General features: G+C 66.7%; 15 protein-coding genes. 4 read left to right on the top strand and 11 right to left on the bottom strand.

Going from position 1 to position 21,724, the window contains the following annotated elements:
- Positions 1-69: 69 nt before the first annotated feature.
- Positions 70-765, bottom strand: a complete 696-nt coding sequence (locus EDF74_RS06305) for a hypothetical protein (protein ID WP_123729264.1) — start codon at positions 763-765, stop codon at positions 70-72.
- A 128-nt stretch (positions 766-893) separates the two neighbouring features.
- Positions 894-3,887 (bottom strand): TonB-dependent receptor, encoded by a 2,994-nt coding sequence (locus EDF74_RS06300; protein ID WP_123729263.1) that lies wholly within the window; start codon positions 3,885-3,887, stop codon positions 894-896.
- Between the two features lie 306 nt (positions 3,888-4,193).
- On the opposite strand from EDF74_RS06300, the gene EDF74_RS06295 reads away from it, so the two are divergent.
- A complete protein-coding gene (locus EDF74_RS06295; protein WP_123729262.1) occupies positions 4,194-5,747 on the top strand; it encodes a thioredoxin family protein in 1,554 nt (517 codons plus the stop codon).
- A gap of 62 nt (positions 5,748-5,809) precedes the next feature.
- Here the strand turns inward: EDF74_RS06295 and EDF74_RS06290 are convergent, their stop codons facing one another.
- Both EDF74_RS06290 and fusA read right to left on the bottom strand, forming a co-directional pair.
- Positions 5,810-6,736: a M14 family metallopeptidase gene (locus tag EDF74_RS06290; RefSeq protein ID WP_123729261.1), complete on the bottom strand. Its 927-nt coding sequence runs from the start codon at positions 6,734-6,736 to the stop codon at positions 5,810-5,812.
- A gap of 164 nt (positions 6,737-6,900) precedes the next feature.
- Positions 6,901-8,943 (bottom strand): elongation factor G, encoded by a 2,043-nt coding sequence (gene fusA, locus EDF74_RS06285; RefSeq protein ID WP_123729260.1) that lies wholly within the window; start codon positions 8,941-8,943, stop codon positions 6,901-6,903.
- Between the two features lie 573 nt (positions 8,944-9,516).
- Between fusA and EDF74_RS06280 the strand changes: the two genes are divergently transcribed.
- On the top strand, positions 9,517-11,715 hold the full coding sequence (locus EDF74_RS06280; RefSeq protein ID WP_123729259.1) for a TonB-dependent siderophore receptor: 2,199 nt from the start codon (positions 9,517-9,519) through the stop codon (positions 11,713-11,715).
- A 30-nt stretch (positions 11,716-11,745) separates the two neighbouring features.
- Here the strand turns inward: EDF74_RS06280 and EDF74_RS06275 are convergent, their stop codons facing one another.
- From EDF74_RS06275 to EDF74_RS06245, 7 genes are all read right to left on the bottom strand, one after another.
- Positions 11,746-12,513 carry a heme ABC transporter ATP-binding protein gene (locus tag EDF74_RS06275; protein ID WP_123729258.1) on the bottom strand — a complete coding sequence of 256 codons (768 nt, stop codon included), beginning with the start codon at positions 12,511-12,513 and terminating at the stop codon, positions 11,746-11,748.
- On the bottom strand, positions 12,510-13,544 hold the full coding sequence (locus EDF74_RS06270; RefSeq protein WP_123729731.1) for a FecCD family ABC transporter permease: 1,035 nt from the start codon (positions 13,542-13,544) through the stop codon (positions 12,510-12,512). The genes EDF74_RS06275 and EDF74_RS06270 overlap by 4 nt, the downstream gene beginning before the upstream one ends.
- Positions 13,545-13,564: 20 nt before the next feature.
- The gene (locus tag EDF74_RS06265; RefSeq protein ID WP_123729257.1) at positions 13,565-14,599 is read right to left on the bottom strand and encodes a heme/hemin ABC transporter substrate-binding protein; all 1,035 of its coding nucleotides are present in this window, start codon (positions 14,597-14,599) and stop codon (positions 13,565-13,567) included.
- Between the two features lie 69 nt (positions 14,600-14,668).
- A complete protein-coding gene (locus EDF74_RS06260; protein WP_123729256.1) occupies positions 14,669-16,051 on the bottom strand; it encodes a YncE family protein in 1,383 nt (460 codons plus the stop codon).
- Positions 16,052-16,172: 121 nt separating this feature from the next.
- Positions 16,173-17,180 (bottom strand): alpha/beta hydrolase, encoded by a 1,008-nt coding sequence (locus EDF74_RS06255; RefSeq protein ID WP_123729255.1) that lies wholly within the window; start codon positions 17,178-17,180, stop codon positions 16,173-16,175.
- 82 nt (positions 17,181-17,262) lie between these two features.
- Positions 17,263-18,018 (bottom strand): hypothetical protein, encoded by a 756-nt coding sequence (locus EDF74_RS06250; RefSeq protein ID WP_148045913.1) that lies wholly within the window; start codon positions 18,016-18,018, stop codon positions 17,263-17,265.
- A gap of 104 nt (positions 18,019-18,122) precedes the next feature.
- Entirely contained in the window at positions 18,123-18,683 is a 561-nt protein-coding gene (locus EDF74_RS06245) for a TetR/AcrR family transcriptional regulator (protein ID WP_221180327.1), read from the bottom strand.
- A gap of 123 nt (positions 18,684-18,806) precedes the next feature.
- Between EDF74_RS06245 and EDF74_RS06240 the strand changes: the two genes are divergently transcribed.
- Together EDF74_RS06240 and EDF74_RS06235 are read left to right on the top strand one after the other, a co-directional pair.
- Positions 18,807-19,427, top strand: a complete 621-nt coding sequence (locus tag EDF74_RS06240; protein WP_123729252.1) for an NAD(P)H-dependent oxidoreductase — start codon at positions 18,807-18,809, stop codon at positions 19,425-19,427.
- 113 nt (positions 19,428-19,540) lie between these two features.
- Positions 19,541-21,703 (top strand): glycoside hydrolase, encoded by a 2,163-nt coding sequence (locus EDF74_RS06235; RefSeq protein ID WP_123729251.1) that lies wholly within the window; start codon positions 19,541-19,543, stop codon positions 21,701-21,703.
- The last annotated feature ends 21 nt before the right edge of the window (positions 21,704-21,724 follow it).

Here is a 21,724-nt window from a genome sequence, read left to right as displayed (position 1 = left end):
AGGGCGCGAGCGCGGGATGCTCCGCCCTATGCCGGTACGTCTCCATCCCGATAGCCGGCAGGTGAGCTGTCAACGTACCCAGTACACCGCCTTCAACGCCTCGGCCAACCGTGACGCCGCGTCCGCCTGCGTAAACGGCGGCACCTTCGGCGGATCATAGACCTCGGGTCGGGTCCCGGCCACGACGAGGTCGATGGCATAGCAACTGCCATCGCGTACCGCGCGATAGCTCTCCGCGTTGACGTAGTGGCTCATCGCCGCATCACCCACGGTGAAGTGCGTAAACGGAACACCGCCGATATCGACCGTGGTCGCCGCCGTAGGGCCGGTTGCTTCTGCAGGCAGCTCGAGACAGGCGTTGACCGCCGCGGCATCCTCGCTGCGCCCGATCCGCAACTCCCCGGCAGTGACCCTATCCGAGCCTTCCAGCACCAGCGCCACCAGTGGTGTGCCCATGCTGTCCGGAGAAGCAAACAGCTTCCATGAGGGCGACGCCAGGTACTCGCGCTGGAAGTCGTGCACCACCCGCACCCCTGCAACCGGGCCAACCGCGATGCCCGACCCCCCTTCCTGATACACGGGGGACGGGTGCCCGGCCGTGGTCGACGCCGGTCCGGGATCGGCGGCTTTCGCTGCCCCCGGGTCCGCGCCGCTGGGCGACACGATCGGGGCGGCATCACCCTGGCCCTGTGGCGAACAGGCGCAGAGCAGCATCGTCAAACCGACCGCGGCCAACCCTGCCTTGATTCGGATCTCGTTCTGCATGAAAGGCTCCACTGGCAATGGTCCCAGACTGCATCGACCACCGTTAACGGCGCGCCACGTTCTCCGTGAAAGGTGCCCGCGCCATCGCAAGCAGGCAGGGGTTCCCTCCCCCGCCCTACTCTCCTCCGTCAATAGTCGTAGCTCACGCTGACCCGCAGCGATCGCGGCGCCTGCCGGATGGTCGCCGCGCCATACAGCGGATCGGGCTGGCCTGGATCCAGCTCGGAGTACGGCGACTTCCACAGCGCCACCTGACTGTTGAACACGTTGAAGACGTCCAGATTGAAGCCCAGCCGCCCCTCGGCCACCGCGGGGCGGTAGGACAGCCCCAGGTCCAGCTGCTTCAGCCACGGCAGGCGCCCCTGGCTGCCCGGAGGCGCCGGCTGCCCGTTGTAGAAGTGATACGCGATGCCATAGCCGGAAGGGTCTTCGAAGTCCGGCCCATACGAGCCCAGCGCACTGAACGGCGAGCCGGAGAGCACCTTGAGATTGGCCGAGACCAGCCATTCCGGCGTCAGCTGGTAATAGCCGTGCAGCTTGAACTGATGGGTGTGATCGTTGCTCTGCGGTCCGTTGGTGTGCTCCATCAGCTGGGCGTAATCCCACGCTTGGGTCGTGGACACGGCGGTCTGGCCGATGCCGGAGAGCAGCTGCCCTTCGGTGGTGCCGTAGCTGCGCGACCAGGTGTAGTCGCCGCGGGCATACCAGCGACCGTCAAACGGATGCTCCAGCGAGAGGTTCACCGCGTAGTAGTTGCGCTTGAACTGCGGGAAGCCCATTTCCGCGTTGCTCAGCGGGACGGTCACGTAATTGCCGCCGGTGTCGACCAGATTGAAGGTGTTGGCGCGCCCGGGGTTGATCAGCCAGCAGCTGACCGGGTTGCTGTCCTTGGTCACGTTGTAGCCCAGGCTGCTGGCCTTGCCGAGCACCGCATCGATATCGCAGTAGTCGTCCACACCGCTGCGCAGCACGCGGTAGGTCGCCTTGGCCCCGTACACCCAGTTCTGGCCCAGTGCCTTGCTGAAGCCGAGGATGAACTCGTCCTGGTAGGACGGCTCGATGCCGGAGGTGGCCACCGTCTTCGCATCCGGCAGCAGGCCGTAGTTGTTGTTGGCCGACACCGCGTCGGAGAACTGGGTGAGATCGGTCGGGTAGCCGTTGCTGTCGATGCCGCCGTAGGTGTAGTACGTCGAGGTGGCAAGCGTCGCACCCGCTGCGTTGAACGCCGGGTTCAGCGGCAGCGCGAGGTAGTAGCGCCCTACGTTGCCGAACACCTTGAAGCGGCCATCGCCGTCGACGTCCCAGCTGAAGCCAAGACGTGGCGCCCACTGACCGCTGGTCTGCTTGATGTAGGCATCGCCATCGCGGTTGAAGTTGGTGAACTGATCCAGGCGCAGGCCGAGGTTGAGCAGCAGGCGATCGGTCACCTGCCAGTTGTCTTCGATGTACTGCGCCCGCTGCGACGCACGCACCGAGGCCAGCGCACTGTAGATGTACTGGCGCACGTAGTAGCCGTCTTCGCCATTGCGGATGCCGCCGGTGGCCGGCACGCCCAGGCCGGTATTGATCGGCACGTTGGGGTTGGACTGCCCGTAGATCCAGTAGTAGCCATCGGCCGACGCGACCGAGCCTCGATTCAGCGCACGCGCGTTCTGGTTGTCGATGCCGACGGTGATGCTGTGGTCGCCCCACACGTAGTTGGCATCGAGGCGCAGGTTGTTGCTGCGGTTGCCCCGGTCCGGATTGACCAGCAGCGAGGTGGTCTGCGCATTGCTGATCGGCGCACCACCGGTCAGTGCCGGATTCTGCAGCGTGGGGCTGTTGATGTAGGTCAGGCTGCCGTCGTAGGCCGGGTTGCCGATGTAGTCATCCGTGCGCATTTCGCCGTACTGCGCGCTCACGGTGAGCCGGTCGGTGAGGTAGCCGGTGTATTTGGCCGTCCACAGGTCGCCACCGGTTTTGGTGGTGTCTTCCTTGCCGCGCTGGGCGCCACGGGTGAGCGTGTCATAGTCGTAGGCGAAGATGTCGCCCCGGAAGACGTTGCGACTGGAGGCGCCCGTCAGTTCGAGCAGGTGGTTGTCGGTGATGTTCCAATCCACCTTGGCGTACCAGCGGGGGCGCTCGTACTCGTACTTGGAATACGCATTGGTGGCCTCGACATTCTTGACGTCGGTGCCCTCACGTCGCTCCAGCTCATAGGAGCCAAAGAAGAACAGCCGGTCTTCGATCAGCGGGCCGCCGGCGTAGATGCTCTGCGTGCTGACCCACTCGCGGTCCTTGCTCTCGGGCGCATACAGCGCACCGTCATCCGGATACCGCACGTCATCTTTGTCAGAACGCGCTGACGCGGGTTCCCAGGTCGCCTGGCCACCGAAATGCCATTCGTTCGTGCCACGCTTGCCGACCGCATTGATCACGCCGCCGTCGGAGCGGCCGTACTTGGCGCTGTAGCCGCCGGTATAGATTTCCTGCTGGTCGATGCTGCCATAGGGCAGCGTCAGGCCGCCCAGGCCGCGCAGTGGGTCGGTGCTGTTGAAGCCGTTGATGTAGTACGCGTTCTCTGCGGCAGACGAACCGCCAAAGCTCACCAACTGCGCGCCAGTCGGTCCGGCATACGTGCCGTTGCCGCTGTTGCCGATCACGCCGGGCGCGAGCTGGGCAATGGCCTCGGCCGAGCGGCCCAGCGGCAGCCGCTGCAGCTGCTCGGCCGTGATCACGGTGCGCGAATCCACGCTGCTGACATCGATTGCGGCCGCGGCGCGGTCGGCGCTGACCTGCACGCCATCCAGCCGGGTGACCTCGGCGAAGGAGACGTCGGTGCTGGTACCGACGGTGAGCGCGACGTTCTGCCGGGTCTGCAGCACGTTGCCGTCGGCATCACGCGCTTCGACCGAGTAGCGGCCCAGGGGCAGCTGGCCGACGGTGTAACGACCGCGCGCATCGACCGTTACTTCCCGGGTAAGACCGGTGTCGCTGCGGACGAAAATGCGCTGCGCCGATGGCGGCGCCTGACCGGCGATCGCGCCGGTGGTGGACTGTGCATGTACCAAGGGAGATGCGGTGGCAAGCAACACCGCCAACGCCAGCAGGTGCGGGCGCAGGGAAGAACGAGCTGTCGTCATCGTGGGGCAATCGCTGGTGGGGGAAACGATTTCATTAACCCTGCTCATGGCCCGATCGAGAAATGCGCAGGGGTTATGTCGTGTTCGCCGATGGCGATATCGCGCGCGACCGAAACATGACATTCGTCACCGCGCGGGCTGCATCAGGACGCTACGCGGGCGAAGCGCTCAAGCGCCCCGCATTCGCCTTATCACGCCAGCGCCTGCCGTCATGAGCAATCCGCATCAGGATCATGCAGTCGCGGCGTCCCGCGCTTCCTACAATCAAACACGCCTCCTGCCCTGCGTCCCTATCTGGATTCCTCAATGCGCTTTGCTCTGTCCCTTGGTCTGCTGGGTGTGGTCGCCCTGCTGCCGGCCTGCACGCCTGCCCCCTCCCCCGCTGCCACCGCCACGCCTGCTGCGACCGAGCAGGCGCCTGCGGAAATCGCCTGGCGCCACGGCGACGTGGACGACGCCTTTGCCGAGGCACGCGACAGCGGCAAGCCGGTGCTGCTGTACTGGGGCGCGGTGTGGTGCCCGCCCTGCAACCAGCTCAAGGCGACCTTGTTCAAGGACCCGGCCTTCATCGCGCTGACGCGCCAGTACGTGCCCGTTTACCTGGATGGCGATGAGGAAGGCGCCCAGGCCTGGGGCGAACGCTTCGGTGTGCGCGGCTACCCGACCCTGATCGTGCTCGATCCCCAGCGCAATGAGCTCACCCGCCTGGCCGGCGGCAATGACAGCGAAGCACTGACCCGCGCCCTGACCCTCGCCGTCAGCCGGCGCACCGCGGTCAGCGAGGTCCTTCAGCACGCGTTGACGGCACCACAGGACGTCAGCGCGGAGGACTGGCGCGTGCTGGGCGACTACGGCTGGGAGGTGGATGCCAATCGCCTGGCCGGCGAGCGTGATGCGGCCTCACTGCTGCAGCAGTTGGCCAAGGCGGCGCCCGAGCCGGCCCTGCAGCGTCGCTTCACCTTGCTGGCGCTGGGTGCAGGCACGCCGGATGCGACCGCAACGCCGGCGCAGCGCGACGCCACCCGCAGCGTGCTGGAGGCAGTGCTTGCCGCCCCCGCGGAAGTCCGTGCCAACCGCGAGCTCCTCGGGTATCAAGGGCCGGCACTGGTGAAGCAGGCCAGCGCCACCCCTGCGCAGGCCCAGCAACTGGGCACGCAGCTTCTGTCCGCGCTGGATGCCGCCGACCACGCCTTGGGCGACAAAGCGGACGCGCGGCTGGGCACCGTGATCACCGCGCTGGCGCTGCAGCGCCAGCTGCATCCCGACCAGGCCATTCCGGCGGCACTGAAGACCAAGGCGCAGCAGCGCGTCGCCGCTGCCGATGCTGCCGCGACCACCCCGCACGAACGCCAGGCCACGATCAGCACCGCTGTGTATGTGCTGCGCCAGATCAAGGACGACGCAGCCGCCGAGAAACTGCTGCTGGCCGAACTCGACCGCAGCCAGACGCCGTACTACTACATGCCTGAACTGGCCGACCTTGCCGAGGAACGCGGCGACAAGGCCACTGCCCTCTCGTGGCTGCACAAGGCCTACCAGGGCGCACAGGGCCCCGCCACGCGCGTGCAGTGGGGCGTGCTGTACGTCGAAGGCCTGCTCCGCCTGGCACCGGACGATGCGCCGGCCATCGAGCAGGCCACTGGCGAGGTGATTGCCGATCTGGCAGCGCAGCCGGCGGGCTACCACCAGCGCACGCGCCAGCGCTTTGAACGGCTGGGCGGCGCGCTGCAGGCGTGGAGCCGCACGCATCACGGCGCAGAGAGCTTGACCCGCCTGCAGGCGCAGATGACCGCGACCTGCACCAAGGCCGCCTCCTCTGCCGAGGGCACAGCGGGCTGCGAGCGGTGGCTGAAAAGCTGACGGCGAAAGAACACGGCCGCCGCGCAACCACAGCGCGGTTGCGCTGTGCGGCGCCTCTCTGATCAGCCCTGCGGATGCTTCAACGCGAAGTCCAGCCCCGCACACACCGAGGTGACCTGCGCCGCATTGCACTCCTGGGGCGAAGTGCGCGGGCTGTCCGGGTACACCTCGGTGGTGGTGGCATACAACGCCTCGGTGAAGCCGGCACACGCACCAATCGCGCGTGACTCGCCCCAGACTACCCCCGGGGACTGCAGCGGCATGCCGATCAGCTCGCCCTTGGCATCTGCCGGCGCGATGTGGGTGACCTTCTCCACTGCCGCGATCAACGCCCGCTGGAACGCCGGCTGCGGGTCTTCGCTGTTGCCGATCACATAGAAGCCATCGGGAATGATGTCCGGCACCAGTGCGATGCCATCGCGTGCGCAGCGTGCCGGATCGAATTCATGCAGATCGCTGTCGGTGGTTTCGTGCAGGTCCATGTGGACCAGCAGCGTATCGCCGCGCGCCGCGATCCATCGCATCAGCGCGGCCGCCTCCTCGATCAGGCCTTCGCCGCGGAAACTGCGGTTGGGATCGATTGCATCCGGATTCCAGCGCTGGATGCGCTCATAGCCCCACGGGCTGATGCAGGGCGCCACGATCAGGTTGATGCGGCCTGCGTAGGCTTCCGCCTGTCCGTCCAGGAACTGCAGGGCGCCATGCACGCCACTGGTTTCGTAGCCGTGCACGCCACCGGTAACCAGCGCCGTCGGCAAGGAGGCGTCCCACTCACGGTTCACCACCGCAAACAACGGGTAATGATCCGGCGCGTAGTCGAGCTGACCGTACTGCACCACCTCGAAGCGGTCCTCCAGGCGCTCCAGTGCAGCCACCACATCGTCGTGATAGCTGCGCTGGCGCTGCTGATTGGCTCGCCACTGGGCGCGTTCCGCGTCGCCCCAGGGCTGGCCGGGGGTGCCAATCGGATAGAAATGCGTGCTGGTCATTGCCGTACTCCAAGGAGAAATCCGGTCGCTGCGGCAGTCGGGCTGCCAGCGACATTGCGGTGCATAGTCTAGCTGCGGCGGGCCTTGGGAGCTGTGCGGACTGCCAACGCTGGCACAAAAAAGGGAGCCGGTTGCCCGGCTCCCTCTCCATTCCTCTTCCACGATCAGGCCGTCTGCGCCGCCTCATACCCGTTCAAGCGCATGTCGCTGGACGCGCGCCCCTGGGTCAGCGAACGCAGCGAGGTGGTGTAGCCACCCAGTCGCGACAGCGGTGCATAGCCGAGCACTTCGGCCTGCCCATCCTGGTCCTCGATCGAGGCCACCCGTCCGCTGCGGCGGTTGAGGTCGCCGACCACATCGCCGACATTGCCCGACGGCGCGTGGATGGCGATCTCCATCACCGGCTCCAGCAGCTGCGTGCCCGCCTGGGCCAGCGCCGCTTTCACCGCCTCGCTGCCGGCGCGATGGAAGGCCATGTCCGAGGAGTCCTTGACGTGGGTCTGACCGTCGACCAGCGTCACCTCGATACCGACCACCGGATGGCCCAGCGGGCCTTCGCCGAGTGCAGCGCGAACGCCCTTCTCCACCGCATTGACGAACCCGCGCGGGATCGCACCGCCGACGGTGCGGTCGACGAAGGTCACCTCGCCATCCTCGCGCGGCGTCACATCGATCAGCACCTGGGCGAACTGGCCCTGGCCGCCGGTCTGCTTGGCGACCTTGCCTTCCACCCGCTGCACCGCACGCTTCGGCGTTTCCTGATAGGCCACGCGCGGCTCGCCGGTGCGGATGGTGACGCCCCACTCCGTGCGCAGGCGCTCGACCATCACCTCCAGATGCAGCTCGCCCATGCCCCAGATCAGGGTTTCACCGCTGTCCGCATCGGTCTCGACACGGAACGACGGATCCTCCTGCGCCAGGCTGGCCAATCCTTGGCTGATGCGGATCAGGTCCGAGGCCTTCTCCGCCGTCAACCGCCATGCCAGCACCGCATGCTGCGCCTGGATCGTATCGAGCAGCAGTGGGCGCGATGGCGCACTCAGCGTTTCACCGCTGACCGCATCCTTCCAGCCCAGCACCGCGACGATGTCACCGGCCACGGCCTGCTTGATGTCGTGGGTCTGGTCGGCCTGCACCCGGACCAGGCGACTGACCCGTCGCCCCTGCGGATGCTGCGAACTGGCCAGCGCATCGCCCACCTTCAGCGTGCCCGAATACACCCGCACGAAGCTCAGCGCACCGTGGTTCTGGTGTGTGATCTTGAACAGCAGCGCCGCAAGCGGGCCCTCCGGGTCCGGTGGCAGCAGCACGTCGTTGCCGTTCTCGGCGGCGACCACCGCCGGCCGATCCAGTGGCGAGGGCAGATAGTCGACCACCGCATCCAGCAGCGTCTCCACGCCCTTGCTCTTGAACGCGGAGCCGGCCAGCACCGGGACGCCCGCACCGGCCAGGGTGCCGCGACGGATCGCCGCGCGCAGCTGTGCGTTGTCGATCACCGTGCCTTCCAGCCACGCCTGTGCCAGCACGTCGTCGGCATCGGCCACGGCCTCGATCAGCGCCTCGCGCTGCGGCAGCCACTGCGCCGCCTCATCGGTCGTCCAGGCATGACGCAGGGCGTTGCCCTTGTCATCCCAATGCACGGTGCTGCGGTCGACCAGGTCCACCCAGCCGTTGAACTGGCTTTCGGTCCCGATCGGCACGCCCAGCGCCCACGGCGTCGCACGCAGTTTCTCGCGCAGCTGGGTCAGCACGCGTTCGAAGGACGCACCAGTGCGGTCCATCTTGTTGGCGAAGGCGATCAACGGCACCCCGTGGCGACGCGCCTGGCGCCAGACCGATTCGGACTGGGGCTGCACGCCGTCCACCGCGGAGAACACCGCGACCGCACCATCCAGCACGCGCAGGGACCGCTCCACTTCGATCGCGAAATCGATATGGCCGGGGGTGTCGATCAGGGTCAGGTGATGGATCGACTGGTCGCGCGGTGCCCAATGGGCCTGCACGGCGGCTGCGCCGATGGTGATGCCACGCTCGCGCTCGATCGCCGAGAAATCGGTGGTCGCCGCGCCGTCATGCACCTCACCGACGCGATGGATCTCGCCGGTTTTCCACAACAGTCGCTCGGTGAGCGTGGTCTTGCCGGCGTCGATGTGGGCAATGATGCCGAGGTTGCGCCGGAGGGTAAGGGTCTGGGTATGGGTGTTCATGGGATAGGTCTCGCTGCCAACATCGGGGAGCCGCACGCCGCCGTTGGCTAACGGGCGTGCGGCCAGGTTTGGGGCTCGGCGATCTGGTGCATGGCACGTTCTCCTTCAGACAGTTCTGCTGCGTGGAAACGAAAAGAGCGCCCGGTGGGCGCTCTGCGTGGGGTCCAGGGTGACCGGTGTTCCGGTCAGCAGCCTCGCACTCCGATTGGCAGACGCGCCCGTGCCGCGACATCGCGGGTCAGGGTAAAAAACGTCAGAAGCGGCATCGAAGTCATGAGGGTCACCTGGGGTGTAGCCGGCATTGTAGACCTCTGATCGCGCGCCACAAGCCCTCATTGAAACCACCAGCGCAACAATGAGGTGCATCGTTTACGAAATAGCTCGCGCATGGAACACGATCGGAGTGCGCACCGGCGGATATGCGAATGTGTCGCAATTGCGTGTATGGCGGGAATCCTTAGAATGGCCGCCTATGCGTCGCTATTGATGACGCCCGCGACGCTGGCTCCGTCTCACCACCGGTAACCGAGCCAGCGCCCGCACTCCCTCCTCCGTGTTGTCGAGTTGTTGCCCATGCCCTGCTCCCTGACCCTTAATCCGCGCAGATTGCGCCACAACCTGCTGGCCTTGGCGTGCCTGGCCGCTGCGATCGTTCCGACCGCCCAGGCCCAGACCGCCACCGATCTGGACGCCGTGCGCGTCAATGCCTACCGGGCGGCCAACAGCACCAGCGGCGCGACCAAGACCAGCACCGCGCTGGCCGAAACCCCGCAATCGGTGTCGGTGATTGAACGCGCCGAGCTGGATGCCCGTGGCGTGCAGTCGCTCAACGATGCGATGCGCTATGTCGCCGGCGTCAGCCTGGAAAGCTCGGGCATCGACAACCGCGTGGACGACTTCCGCATCCGTGGGTTCGATGCCGGCAGCTGGTCCAACAATGTGACCCTGGATGGCATGCGCGCGCCGCAGGGCAGCCAGTGGAACCGCAGCATGTTCGACAGCTGGAACCTGGAACGCGTGGAAGTGCTCAAGGGCCCATCCGCCGTGATGTACGGCCAGGTGGCCCCGGGCGGCATGGTCAACCAGGTCAGCAAGACGCCGACGCCGGATCCGCTGCAGCAACTGCGCCTGGGCGTGGATGCGAATGGCCAGTACAGCGCTGCCTTTGACGTGGGCGCCGGCACGGCTGGTAATGATCACCTGTTCCGCCTGGTCGGCCTCTATCGCGACGGCCAGACCCAGATCAAGCGCACTGAGCAGGAACACTGGTTCCTCGCGCCCAGCTACACCTGGCAGCTCGCCGAGCGCACCCGCCTGACCCTGCTGGGCATGTACCAGAAGGACGATGGCGGCTCGACCTACCAGTTCCTGCCCGCCGCCGGCACGCTCAATCCGACGGCGTCAGGCTACATGAAGAACAGCACCTTCATCGGCGAGCCGGAGTGGAACACGTTCGATCGCACGCTGTGGACGGCCGGCTGGATGTTCGAGCACCAGTTCAACGACCACCTCACGCTGACCCAGAGCGCGCGCCGCACGCATGTCGATTCGCTGTTCCGCAGCGTGGTCACCTTCGGCGCACTCAATGCCGATGGCCGCACCCAGAACCGTCGCGGCGTAATGGGCACCGGCGACTCCGATGGCGACACCTTCGACACCCGCCTGCAGGCCCGTTTCAGCACCGGCGCGGTGGATCACACCGTGCTGCTCGGCTGGGACTGGCAGCGTGCGGACTGGGAGGGCGTGCGCAGTGCCATGAGCAGCCCGCGCCCGATCGACATCTTCAACCCGGTGTATTCGACCTACCGCCCGACGGTGAGCACGGAAACCCCGACTGCCGGCATCAACCGGCAGAGCGGCGTGTATCTGCAGGATCAGGTGGCGCTCGGCAACTGGCGGATGACGTTCGGCGGTCGCTACGACTGGACCAAGGACGACAGCAGCAGCGCCAACCGCAACATCGCCACCGGCATCTCCACGCCGGGCGGACGCAATGTGATCAAGAGCGAGGCGTTCACCGGCCGCGCGGGCGTGCTGTATGTGTTCGAGAACGGGCTGACCCCGTATGTGAGCTACGCCGAATCGTTCCAGCCGTCGACCAAATCGCCGTTGGACAGCTTCACCCAGACCGCGTTCGAACCGGTGACAGGTTCGCAGTGGGAGGCCGGCCTGAAGTATCAGCCCGCCTCGGTGGACGGCCTGGTGACACTGTCGGTGTACGACCTGCGCCAGCAGAACATGATCGTGGATGATCCGGTGGCCTCGCACCGCAACTGCGGCGCGACCGGTACTGCCGCCTGCTCGATCCAGGGCGACGAAGGTCGCGTGCGCGGCATCGAACTGGAAGGCCGGATCACGCCGATCGAGGGCTTCAGCCTGATCGGTGCCGCCTCCCGGATGGACTCGGAGATGACCCGTTCGGCGCCTTACAAGGGCAAGGAACTGGCGATGGTGCCGGACTACAGCGCCTCGTTCTGGGCCGATTACACCTTCCAGGCCGGCGCGCTGCAGGGCCTGAGCCTGGCTGCGGGCGCGCGCTACAACGGCGTCAGCTACGGCGACAGCGCCAACCTGTACCGGATTCCGTCCTACACGCTGTTCGATGCGGCGATCCGCTATGACGTGGGTCAGATCGGCGGCACCCAGGTGCAGCTGGCACTCAACGCCAGCAACCTGGCCGACAAGCGTTTCGTATCGACCTGCACCGGCGTGTCGTCGTGCTACTACGGCAGCGGCCGCACCGTGATGGCGACGGCGCGCTTCGGCTGGTAAAGGGTGGCGGCGCCGGGGTAACTCCCGGCGCTAGGCGTCGGTCACCACCACCAACGGGACATCGCGCTGCGGATGCCGCAGCACCAGGACCGGCTGCTGGTAGACGCGCTCGATGTGCTCCCGGGTCAGGACGTCGGTCGGCGTGCCATCGGCGGCCACGCGACCCTGTTCCAGCAACACGATCCGGTCCGCATACGCAGCGGCCAGATTCAGATCATGCAACACCACGATCACACAGGCACCGGCATCGGCCAGGTCGCGGACCGCGCGCAGGGTGCGCTCCTGATGACGCAGATCCAATGCCGCCGTCGGTTCATCCAGCAACAACAACGGCGTGTCCTGGGTCAGCACGCGGGCGAAGGTCGTGCGCGCCGCCTCGCCACCGGACAGATGTTCCACCTCCCGCTCGATCAACGCATGCAGGTCTGCTCGTGCCAGCGCATCGGCAATGCAGGCGGCATCTTTGACCGGATCCGGCGGATGCGGCAGCCGGCCCATCGCCACCACTTCATGCACACGGAAGGCGAACCGCACGGCGTGCTCCTGCGGCATGACCGCGCGCTCACGTGCCAGCGGCTTGGCTTTCCAGTCCGCCAGCGCCTGTCCACGCAGCAGCACCTTGCCCTGCTCCGCGTCCAGATCGCCTGCGGCCACCGCCAGCAACGTTGACTTGCCCGCGCCGTTCGGCCCAACCAGCGCCGTCACCGTGCCGGGCACGAAATCCAGCGTGATGTCATCCAGAATGCGCCGCGCGCCGCGACTCAACTGCACCGACTGCAACTGCAGCAGCGCGCTCATGCGCCGCTCCGGTGGCGCTGACGCATCACCAGCCACAGGAAGAACGGCGCACCCAGGGCGGCCGAGAACAGGCCGAGCGGAATCTCCGACGGCGGATCCAGCGTGCGTGCGGCGGTGTCGGCGACCACGATCAGCAGCGCACCGGCGACGGCTGAGACCGGCAGCAGCCAACGATGGCCGGGGCCGACCAGCAGACGCACGACGTGCGGCACGACCAGACCCACGAAACCGATCGAGCCGGCAAAGGCGACGGCGGCACCGACCAGCAGCGCGCTGAAGGCAATCAACTTGAGCCGCGTGCGCTTCACATCCAGCCCCAGGTGCTGGGCCTGGCGCTCACCGAGCGCGAGCATGTCCAAGGGTGTCGCCAGACGCAGCAACGCGATCGTGCCGAGCACGAACACCGGCGCCACCGCGATCACATCCATCCAGTCGGCCTGGGCCAACGAACCCATCTGCCAGAACACCAGCGATTGCAACTCGCTCTCGCTGGCGATGTAGGTCAGGAACCCGATCATCGCCGAGCAGAACGCCGCGATCGCAATGCCGACCAGCAGCAATGTCGCCGTGCCGGTGCCCTGCCCCGGTCGCGCCAGCAGGTACGTCAATGTGATCGCGCCACCGGCACCGGCGAACGCCGCCAGCGGTAGCGTCCACGCACCGAAGGCGCCGGCACCCAGCACGATCGCCGAGACCGCGCCCAAGGCAGCGCCCTGGGTCACGCCGACAATGCCGGGGTCGGCCAAGGGATTGCCAAACAACCCCTGCAGGCTCGCGCCGGCCATCGCCAGTGCGGCGCCCACCATCGCGCCCAACAAGGCACGCGGAATGCGCAACTGCCATACCACGGCCAGATCGCGGGTACTGACGCTGGCCAGATCGGCCAGCCCCAGCTTTACGCCGATCGCCTGCAGCACCTCCATCGGTGGCAACCGCAACGGGCCCACCGCGAACGAGGCAATGACTGCGATCAGCAGCCCCACCGCGGCCCAGATCAACACGGTCGCGCCGCGGCGACGCGCAGGACTCAACACCGCCATGCCTCAGGCACTCACGGGCGCGGAACGGTTGCAAATGCCGCGGCCAGCGCCACCGCACCACTGCCCGAGGCGACGCTGGCGGACTTCAACTCCACATCCGGCATCACCCACACGCGGTTGGCCGCACCGGCCGGCGTCTGCCGAAGCGTCGGATAGGCGCGCCACAGCCCGGCCTGGCCACCAAACAGGGCCAGATCGTTCTCGGTGACCAGGATCACGTCAGGCGCAGCGGCCACCACGCCTTCATTGCTGAGGGCCGAGTAGTTGGCCACGCCGGCTTCGTCGCCGATGTTGATGCCGCCGGCGAGCGTGATCAGCTTGCCCGAGGCGCTGTCCGAGCCCGCCACGGTCGGCGCGCCGCCGGCACCTGTCGCGGACACGTGGATCACGCGCGGGTGCCATGCCAATGCGGCACCACTGGCCTTGGCCGCATCCAGCTGCGACTGCACTTTCGTGGCCAATGCTTCACCCTGCTCGGCCATGCCGACGGCGGCGGCGACCTTGCGCACCTTGTCCGCGGCCGGCTGCAGATCGTCGACGATCACCGCCGCCTCGCCTGCGCCGCGCAGCTTGGCAGCGAGATCGGAATGGCGGCGCAGGCTGTTGCCCAGGAACAGGGTGCCCTGCAGGCTCAACACGCCTTCCACGCCGGTGGTGCGGTTGAACAGAAATTGTTTGGGGGCCTTGCGGCCGGACGCGGTGGCCGAGCGCAGCGGCGCGGCGTAGACCTGGTCGTCCAGACCAAGCGCTTCGAGCACGGCGATGATGTCATCGCCACCGGCAATGATCCTGGAGGTATCGGTCACTGTCGTGGCCACACCATCATCGGAGGTGACCTGTGCCGGCAACTGCTGGGTGGCGCCGTCGATATCCGGCACGTCCACGCCCAGCACGCGCTGCCAGCCCTCCGGCAGCGCTTCGGCGCCCTGCACGCCCGGTGCCGCGGCGGTATCGGCAGCCGGCGCGGCAGGCTCTTTCGAGCACCCGGCGATTACGGCAACCAGAGACAGCGCCAGCAGGCTGCGGCGGACAACAATCGACTTCATGGCAGTTCCTCTTCCATCAGAACGGCGGGGCTGTTCGCCCCGCCGCCAGTGCAACGCACTGCGCGAACCTCAGTTCGCGCGGGTGCTGATGCGGGTGATGCGGTCGCCCTTGGGATCCTGGGCATCACGCGACTTGTTGACGGCAAACACGTTGCCCTTGCCATCTTCACGCACATGGTTCGGGAAGGTGCCGCCATCCAGGTTGCCCACCACCTTGCCGTTGCCATCGACCACGGTCACCGTGCCGGCACCGCGATTGGTCACATAGGCCAGCTTGGACACCGGCTCGAAGGCGACGTTCAGCGCACCCGCGCCGACCGGCACGTCGTGCAGCACCTTGCCGCTGGCGACATCGACGATCAGCAGGTTGTCAGTGCCCTGCGAGGCCACGTACAGGCGACCCGCCGAAGCGTCATAGGCCACGCCGGAGGCGCTGATCGAGTTGCCCAGATCGATGACCTTCTCCACCTTGCCGGTGGTGGTGTCGATCACGGCCGCTTCGGGCGTGCCGATGCTGACGGTGAACAGCTTGCCGGCCGCTTCATCCAGCACCAGGCTCATCGGGACGAACTTCTTGTCGTCCACGCCCGAGGCCAGGGTGATCGGCTCCAGCGGCTGCAGGGTGCGGGCATCGAACACCGAGAGATGATCCTCACCGGCGGCCGAAGCGAATACCTTGCCATGACGGCCATCGACCACGACGTCGCGGGCATGCGGCACAGTGCCGACATCGAACTGGCGCACCAGCGACAGATCCTTCTGGCGATACACGGCCACGGTGTCCTGGCGGGTATTGGTGACCCACACGTTGCCGTTGGCATCATCCACGCCCACGCCATAGACCGCGAACACTGCACCGCCCTTGCCGCCCGGCACTTCCGCCGGCGTGATCTTGGCGGTGACCTTGAGGGTCTTCGGGTCCAGCTTGAGCAGCTGCGACTGGGTGACCGGCGGGCGACCGACGGCAGCGGTGACGAAGACCGCGTTGCTGGCCGCGCTGTACGCGGACTGGTACAGGCCCTGGACCAGTTTGGCCGAGGTCTGGTTGAAGTTCTGCTGCCCGCTCAGCGGCAGGTTCGGCGAAACGCGCAGCGACAGCACGGCGGCGGCGGACGGCTGGCTGGCACGCACGATCACCGGCTGCTGGCCGGGCACGGCATCGGCCGGAACCGCGACCTTGCCCTTGAAGTTGCCCTCGGCATCGACCACGTACGGGGTGGCGTTGAGCACCGTTTCACCGCGCAGCAGGGTCACCTGCTGGCCCGGGACGAACTGGCGGCCGATCACCTCGGCGTCGCTGCCCGGCACCACGTTCTGGCCGCGGCTGACCACTTCACCGCGGAAGCCGTTGGCCGGCGCATCGAACACCGGCTGGGCGAACACGGTCGGGCTGGCCAGCGACAGCGCAAGGGCCAGGGTGGCGACGCGCGGGAGGGTTTTCAGGGTGTACATCAGCAGACTCCTTCTGTTGGGGGCGCGCCGGTTGGCGCGTTGTCACAGTGCTTGCCTTGGCGTGGCCGCGGTCCCTTGCGGCGGTGGCACACGGCCACGGAACTGCCTGGGTAACGAAAAATCAGGGGGCTGGCGCGGGCGTGCCGCTGCGATCGGCGATGCCATACAACTGGCTCAGCGTTGCCTTGAGCGATGCCGGCAGCATCGGCCCATGGCCAAGGCCGGGGAATTCGCGGTACTGCACGGTCAGGCCCGGCACCTTGGCCAGGCGGGTGGCCAGCTGCTGCGCGGCATCGGGGGTGGCGCCACCAATGCGGCGCAGATGCGCGACCACGCGCGGATTGGTCATGTCACGCACGCCGCGGTTGCCGGTGCGCTCGTCGCCACCGAGCATCACCGTGACCTGTGCCGGCTGGCCTTGGGCGTTGGCGATGAACTGGCGCTCCATGTCGCCCAGCGGGGCGCCCTGGCTCCACCACAGTGACGGGCTGGCGGACACGTAATGCTGGAACGCGGCCGGGCGGGTATACAGCGTGCTGACCACGAACAGGCCGCCGAGCGAATGGCCCCATAGTGACTGCTGCTGCAGATCGATGCTGGCGCGGCGCTGCACTTCCGGCTTGATCCGGCGCTCTATCAGATCCAGGAACGCATACGCACCGCCACCGCTGGACTGCGACGTGCCGTTCTCGTCGTCAGCGGTATCGATCCACGCGGTGTAGTCGCGGGTACGCGCCGGCGAATCGATGCGCAGATCGTTGTCGTAGCCGATGAATACCAGCACCGGCGCGGCATGTGCGGCCAGATCGGTAAGCATCGCCTGGTCGAGCACCATCGCCGCGGCATTGCCATCCAGCATGTACAGCACCGGTGCCGGCGTGGCCGAGGCCTTGGCCGGCACGCCGACATTCACCCGCCAGCGGCGGGCCTTGTCGGGGCTGTCGAGCACGAAATGCTCGAAACGATAGCTCTGCGCCGGCTGATCCAGCACCGTCTCACCGACCTTCTGCTCGGGATTGCGCTGCTGCGCCGAGGCGGGCGACAACGCCGCCATGCCGATGGCGGTCGCCACGCCCAGCGTGCGCAACCACGGCGATACGGAAGAGATCAGCGACGACGAAACAATCATGACTACCCGGAGCGAGGGACGGTGCTATCGCGCCAGTGTAACTCAAATGAGAATGGGTATCACTGACGTTGCGCCGCCCGGTTCAGCGCGCGCAATCGCCCGAGGCCTTGCGCGCGGCACCCACCGTTGCACCGCCCTTGCCACTGGCCGACATCCAGCCCTTCAAGGACATGTCGTCCGGCACGGACGCAACCTTCGGTGCCGCGGAGATCACCAGCTCGCGCGAGGTACCGACCGGCTCAAGCTCGGCCAGGCGCGCGGCCTTGTCATCGTCGGTGCTGACGATGTCATCCGGCCCCGACGATGGGGTTCTCGTGGTGTTTCCCGTCTTGGCCACCCTGATCCGCAGCTCCCCGTCGGTCCGGTTACTCACCGTCACCGCGTACTGCTCCTTGCCATAGGCCCACGGAGTCTCGCGCTGCACCGTGGAGGCCTGCCCTTCGGCCGGCAGCTCCAGCGTGTCGCCCGCAATGCTCTGCGCCATCGCCATGCCGCCCATCACCGCCATGTACAGGCCATACGCACGCATCTGCTTCTCTTCCTGCGTCCTCGCCGCAGGCGCGCCGGGCCAGCTCGCGTCGAGATTCATATGCGCCTTGCCATTGCACAGCGTCAGCACCAGCGGCTCACCCTCACCCTCGCCGACGCGGATCAAGCTGTCGCCGTTCTGGAACTGCTGCACGCGGCCAAGCAGTGACGCGCCACTCGGCGGCACCTGGTTCACCTGGACAGTCGATGCATTCTTGAGACGCTCATTCAACGACAGTGCTGCAGCGCTGGTGGGCACTGCCGCAGCGATAGCAGCAGTAAGTACAGCAACGGTGACAAAAGTGCGCATGGCATCCAGTCCAGAAGGGCGGGACATCATACGCGCCCGATCACGCCCGCTTCGCGGCCAGCGCATCGCAGCCGTGCCGCACTTCATGCCAGCCTGCGCAGCACTCAACCACGCATGACCATCGCCTCGATCGTCGCGGCAAGCTCCTGCTCGGCCTGTACGGGCGTGATGTCACCGGCAGTCGCCGCAGAACAGAGCCCTTCGGCGGCACCCAGCATGCCCCACAGCCCGGCCTGACCCAGAGTACCTTCGGGCGCGAACGGAGACAGCAGCGCGCGACACTGCTCGAGAAACACGACGTCATACTCGCGCTTGATACGCGCCAGCTCCGGTGAGCCGGCCAGCGCAGCAATCACGCCGGGAATCTCGCGTCCCTGCTTCATCACGCAGGCCACGTAGGCCTCGGCGATGACCTGCGCTTTCTCCGCGAGTGTCGGGCCGCTGCTGGCAAACAGCGTCTCCATCACCACGCCCTGGCGTGCGTCGAAATCACGATACAGCGCGGCCAACAGACCCGCCCGCGTACCGAAATGGTCATACACCACCGGCTTGGTGACCCCGGCCTGCTCGGCCAGCCGCCCCAGCGTCAGGGCGTCGGTGCCCTCTTCGCGTATCAGCCGCCATGCCGTCTCCAGCAACTGGCGAAGGCGGTCGTCGCGCGTCATCCGGCGCCGGGTCGGCACCGAGGCAGCAGGATCAGATGGGCTTGACATAGCTATATACCAATCGTAACTTACGAAGTGTAACTTACCGAAAGTATACAGCCTCCCCTATCCTCTTGGACTCCGATGCACACCCTGATCGTCACCGCTCACCCCCATCCCGACGCACTGACCCACACCGTGGCCCGCCACATCGCCGAGGGCATCACTTCGACAGCTGCCGGCGCAACGGTCGAACTGGCCGATCTGAGCGCCGAGGGCTTCGACCCCCGCTTCAATCAGGACGACATGCAGGGCCATCAACGCCTGGCGCCCTTCCCCGCTGATGTACTGGCCGAACAGGCCCGCCTGGACCGCGCCACTGCATTGGTGCTGGTCTTCCCTGTGTATTGGTGGAGCATGCCGGCCCTCATGAAGGGCTGGATCGACCGCGTGTTTTCCAATGGGTGGGCTTATGACGACAGCAGTGGCCAGGGGGTGCTCAAGAAACTGGGGCATCTGTCCATTCACCTGGTCAGCCTCGGCGGCGCTGACGAACGCACGTGGCAAAAGCGTGGCTATACCGACGCGATGAAGACCCAGATCGAGACCGGCATCTTCGACTACTGCGGCGCGCCGGTGCTGTCGTCCACGCTGCTGCTGGAAACGGACTCGGGCGACGTGCAGGCCCACCTGCAGACTGCATTCGCACTGGGCGAACACATGGCAACCGCGTCCATGGATGCCAACGCATCTCACATTTCATGATTCGCAGCAGCGCCATGCGCGCAACTGTGACGTACAGCCGACGCGAGCGCCGTCACGCGCTTTAGGCTCCCGCAACTGATCGGCACTACATGCCACATTCGCCAAGGTTCTGCATGAAGTACTTATTCGTTCTGTTGCTGCTGCTCCCCGCAACGCAGGCGCAAGCGCTGACGTTGACCAACGCGCACTGGCGCGTCCATATCGATCCCGCAACGCTGGCGGCCTCCATCACCGCTGCCGACGGCACCACGACCCAGGTTTCCTCCGCGGGCGATGTCGGCACGGTGTCAGCGCTGGTGCAGACCCGCGACACCGGCCATTGGCAATGGGGTGAGGCAACCGAAGTGCGCGCTGCACTGGTGGGCGATACGCTGCAGATGACGTTCCAGCGAAGCACCATCGGCAGCATCCACTGGCCACGACTGCCAGCGGGCCCACACGCCTTGCTGCTGCCACTGCACGAGGGCTACTACCTTCCCGCCGACGACACCGTCTGGCGCGATGAGCTCATCGATGCTTACGGCGAGATCAACACCACCGAAGACCTGACCCTGCCCGTGATCGGCTTGGCGTGGCAGGATCGCGTGCTGTCGATCCTGTTCGCCACACCGTTCAACAACACCGTGCGCTTCAGCCCGGACGGGCCGGGTGTCGCAGTGGCCGCCGAGCACCACGTCAATGCCCTCAACCAGGCCGACCCGTATACCGTCATCGTCAGCCTGGATGCGCCGGATTGGCTGGCCCCGGCCAAACGCTACCGGCACTGGCTGCAGGCGCAGGGCGGCTTCGTACCACTGAAGGACAAACTCGCCCAGCTGCCCGACGGTCACAAGCTGATCGGTGCCAGTCACCTTTATCTGTGGGGCGATCGGCTGCTGGTCGAACAGGACGTGCGTGACTGGGCCGTTCTGAAATCACTGCTGCCGCGGGCATGGATCACCAAGGACGCCGAAGCGCTGCAGGCGCTCACCGCCGAATACAGCGGCCCGTATGTACAGCAGGTGTTGGTGGCCGCCATCAATGCCGCGCTGGCGGAACAGTTTCCCGGTGACACGGCCGAGTCCCTGCAGCAGCGCAGGCAACAGTTGGACGTAACGCTGGGCAAGGCGCTAAAGCCCGACGCGCTTCGGGGCGACAGCGCATCGCCGCGGATGATCCATGCCCTGCAGGCTGCCGGCCTGCCACGCCTCTGGCTCGGGCTGCCGGACTGGACCGCCGGTTGGGCGAGCCCTGACGCCGTGGACGCCGCCGCGAAGGCCGGGTATCTGGTGGCGCCCTACGATTCCTATGACACCGCCCTGCCCGACGGCAACGACAATCCTTCCTGGCTCTCAGCGCAGCTGGGGCAGGACGCATTCGAGCGCTGCGGGATCATGAAACCCGACGGCGAGCGCATCAAAGGCTTCCAGGGCAACGGGGTGTACACCAACGCGGCCTGCATCCGCCCGCTGATGGAACGGCGCGTGCGCACCCTTCGCGCCGACGCGCCCTACAACAGCTGGTTCCTGGATGTGGCCGCGACCGGCATGTTGTTCGATGACGTGGATCCGGCCAAACCGACCTCACAGGCCCAGGATGCCGGCCACCGGAACGCGGCACTGGCCTGGCTGGCCGATACCCAGAAATTGGTGGTCGGCTCTGAAGTGGGCTCGGCCGTCGTCAACCGCCATATTGCGTTCGCCCACGGCGCACAGACCTCCGGCTTCGGCTGGGCCGATCCGCAGATGCGCCGGGAGCGTGCCTCCCCCTACTACCTCGGCGCCTGGGCGCCAGAGCACCAGCCCGCCTTCTTCTTCAGACAGAGCCAGCTCAAACCGCGGTACCAGCAGCTCTATTTCAACCCGGCCCGTCGCCTGCCATTGCTGCAGGCTGCCTTCCACGACAGCGTGGTCAGCACCCATCACTGGACCCTGGACAGCCTCAAGTTCCGCGAGAGCCGCAGTACCACCGAGCTGCTGCAGCAGCTGTACAACGTGCCACCGCTGCTCAACCTCAGCGTCGCGACCGCCGCATCACGGATCGCCTACCTGCGCCATCTGGACGCCTTCTTCCGGCCGCTGCATCAGGCCCTGTTCGATCAGGCGCTGATCGACTTCCGCTGGCGCGATACCGCCGGCCAGGTGCAGCAGACTACGTTCACCGACGGCAGCGTGATCGTGGCCAACTTCTCCGATCAACCGCAGCAGGTCGATACGCACACCCTACCCCCGCGCAGCGCGACCGCGCGGCTTGCAGATGGCCGAACGTTCACCTTCACCTCGCCGACATCGCCGTAGACCGGCTCACTGTCCAGCCCC

Origin of the sequence: Stenotrophomonas rhizophila (assembly GCF_003751305.1) — a bacterium.
Lineage (GTDB): Bacteria > Pseudomonadota > Gammaproteobacteria > Xanthomonadales > Xanthomonadaceae > Stenotrophomonas > Stenotrophomonas rhizophila_B.
The sequence above is the reverse complement of the archived record's forward strand: the minus strand, read 5'-3'. Positions and strand labels throughout refer to the sequence as shown.

Bases quoted from the DNA above. Each gene is read 5' to 3' on its own strand.
- EDF74_RS06250 (WP_148045913.1), bottom strand. From the start codon at position 18,018: ATGCGCACTTTTGTCACCGTTGCTGTACTTACTGCTGCTATCGCTGCG.
- EDF74_RS06295 (WP_123729262.1), top strand. From the start codon at position 4,194: ATGCGCTTTGCTCTGTCCCTTGGTCTGCTGGGTGTGGTCGCCCTGCTG.
- EDF74_RS06265 (WP_123729257.1), bottom strand. From the start codon at position 14,599: ATGAAGTCGATTGTTGTCCGCCGCAGCCTGCTGGCGCTGTCTCTGGTT.
- EDF74_RS06290 (WP_123729261.1), bottom strand. From the start codon at position 6,736: ATGACCAGCACGCATTTCTATCCGATTGGCACCCCCGGCCAGCCCTGG.
- EDF74_RS06240 (WP_123729252.1), top strand. From the start codon at position 18,807: ATGCACACCCTGATCGTCACCGCTCACCCCCATCCCGACGCACTGACC.
- EDF74_RS06305 (WP_123729264.1), bottom strand. From the start codon at position 765: ATGCAGAACGAGATCCGAATCAAGGCAGGGTTGGCCGCGGTCGGTTTG.
- EDF74_RS06275 (WP_123729258.1), bottom strand. From the start codon at position 12,513: ATGAGCGCGCTGCTGCAGTTGCAGTCGGTGCAGTTGAGTCGCGGCGCG.
- EDF74_RS06235 (WP_123729251.1), top strand. From the start codon at position 19,541: ATGAAGTACTTATTCGTTCTGTTGCTGCTGCTCCCCGCAACGCAGGCG.
- EDF74_RS06280 (WP_123729259.1), top strand. From the start codon at position 9,517: ATGCCCTGCTCCCTGACCCTTAATCCGCGCAGATTGCGCCACAACCTG.
- fusA (WP_123729260.1), bottom strand. From the start codon at position 8,943: ATGAACACCCATACCCAGACCCTTACCCTCCGGCGCAACCTCGGCATC.
- EDF74_RS06260 (WP_123729256.1), bottom strand. From the start codon at position 16,051: ATGTACACCCTGAAAACCCTCCCGCGCGTCGCCACCCTGGCCCTTGCG.
- EDF74_RS06300 (WP_123729263.1), bottom strand. From the start codon at position 3,887: ATGACGACAGCTCGTTCTTCCCTGCGCCCGCACCTGCTGGCGTTGGCG.
- EDF74_RS06255 (WP_123729255.1), bottom strand. From the start codon at position 17,180: ATGATTGTTTCGTCGTCGCTGATCTCTTCCGTATCGCCGTGGTTGCGC.
- EDF74_RS06245 (WP_221180327.1), bottom strand. From the start codon at position 18,683: ATGACGCGCGACGACCGCCTTCGCCAGTTGCTGGAGACGGCATGGCGG.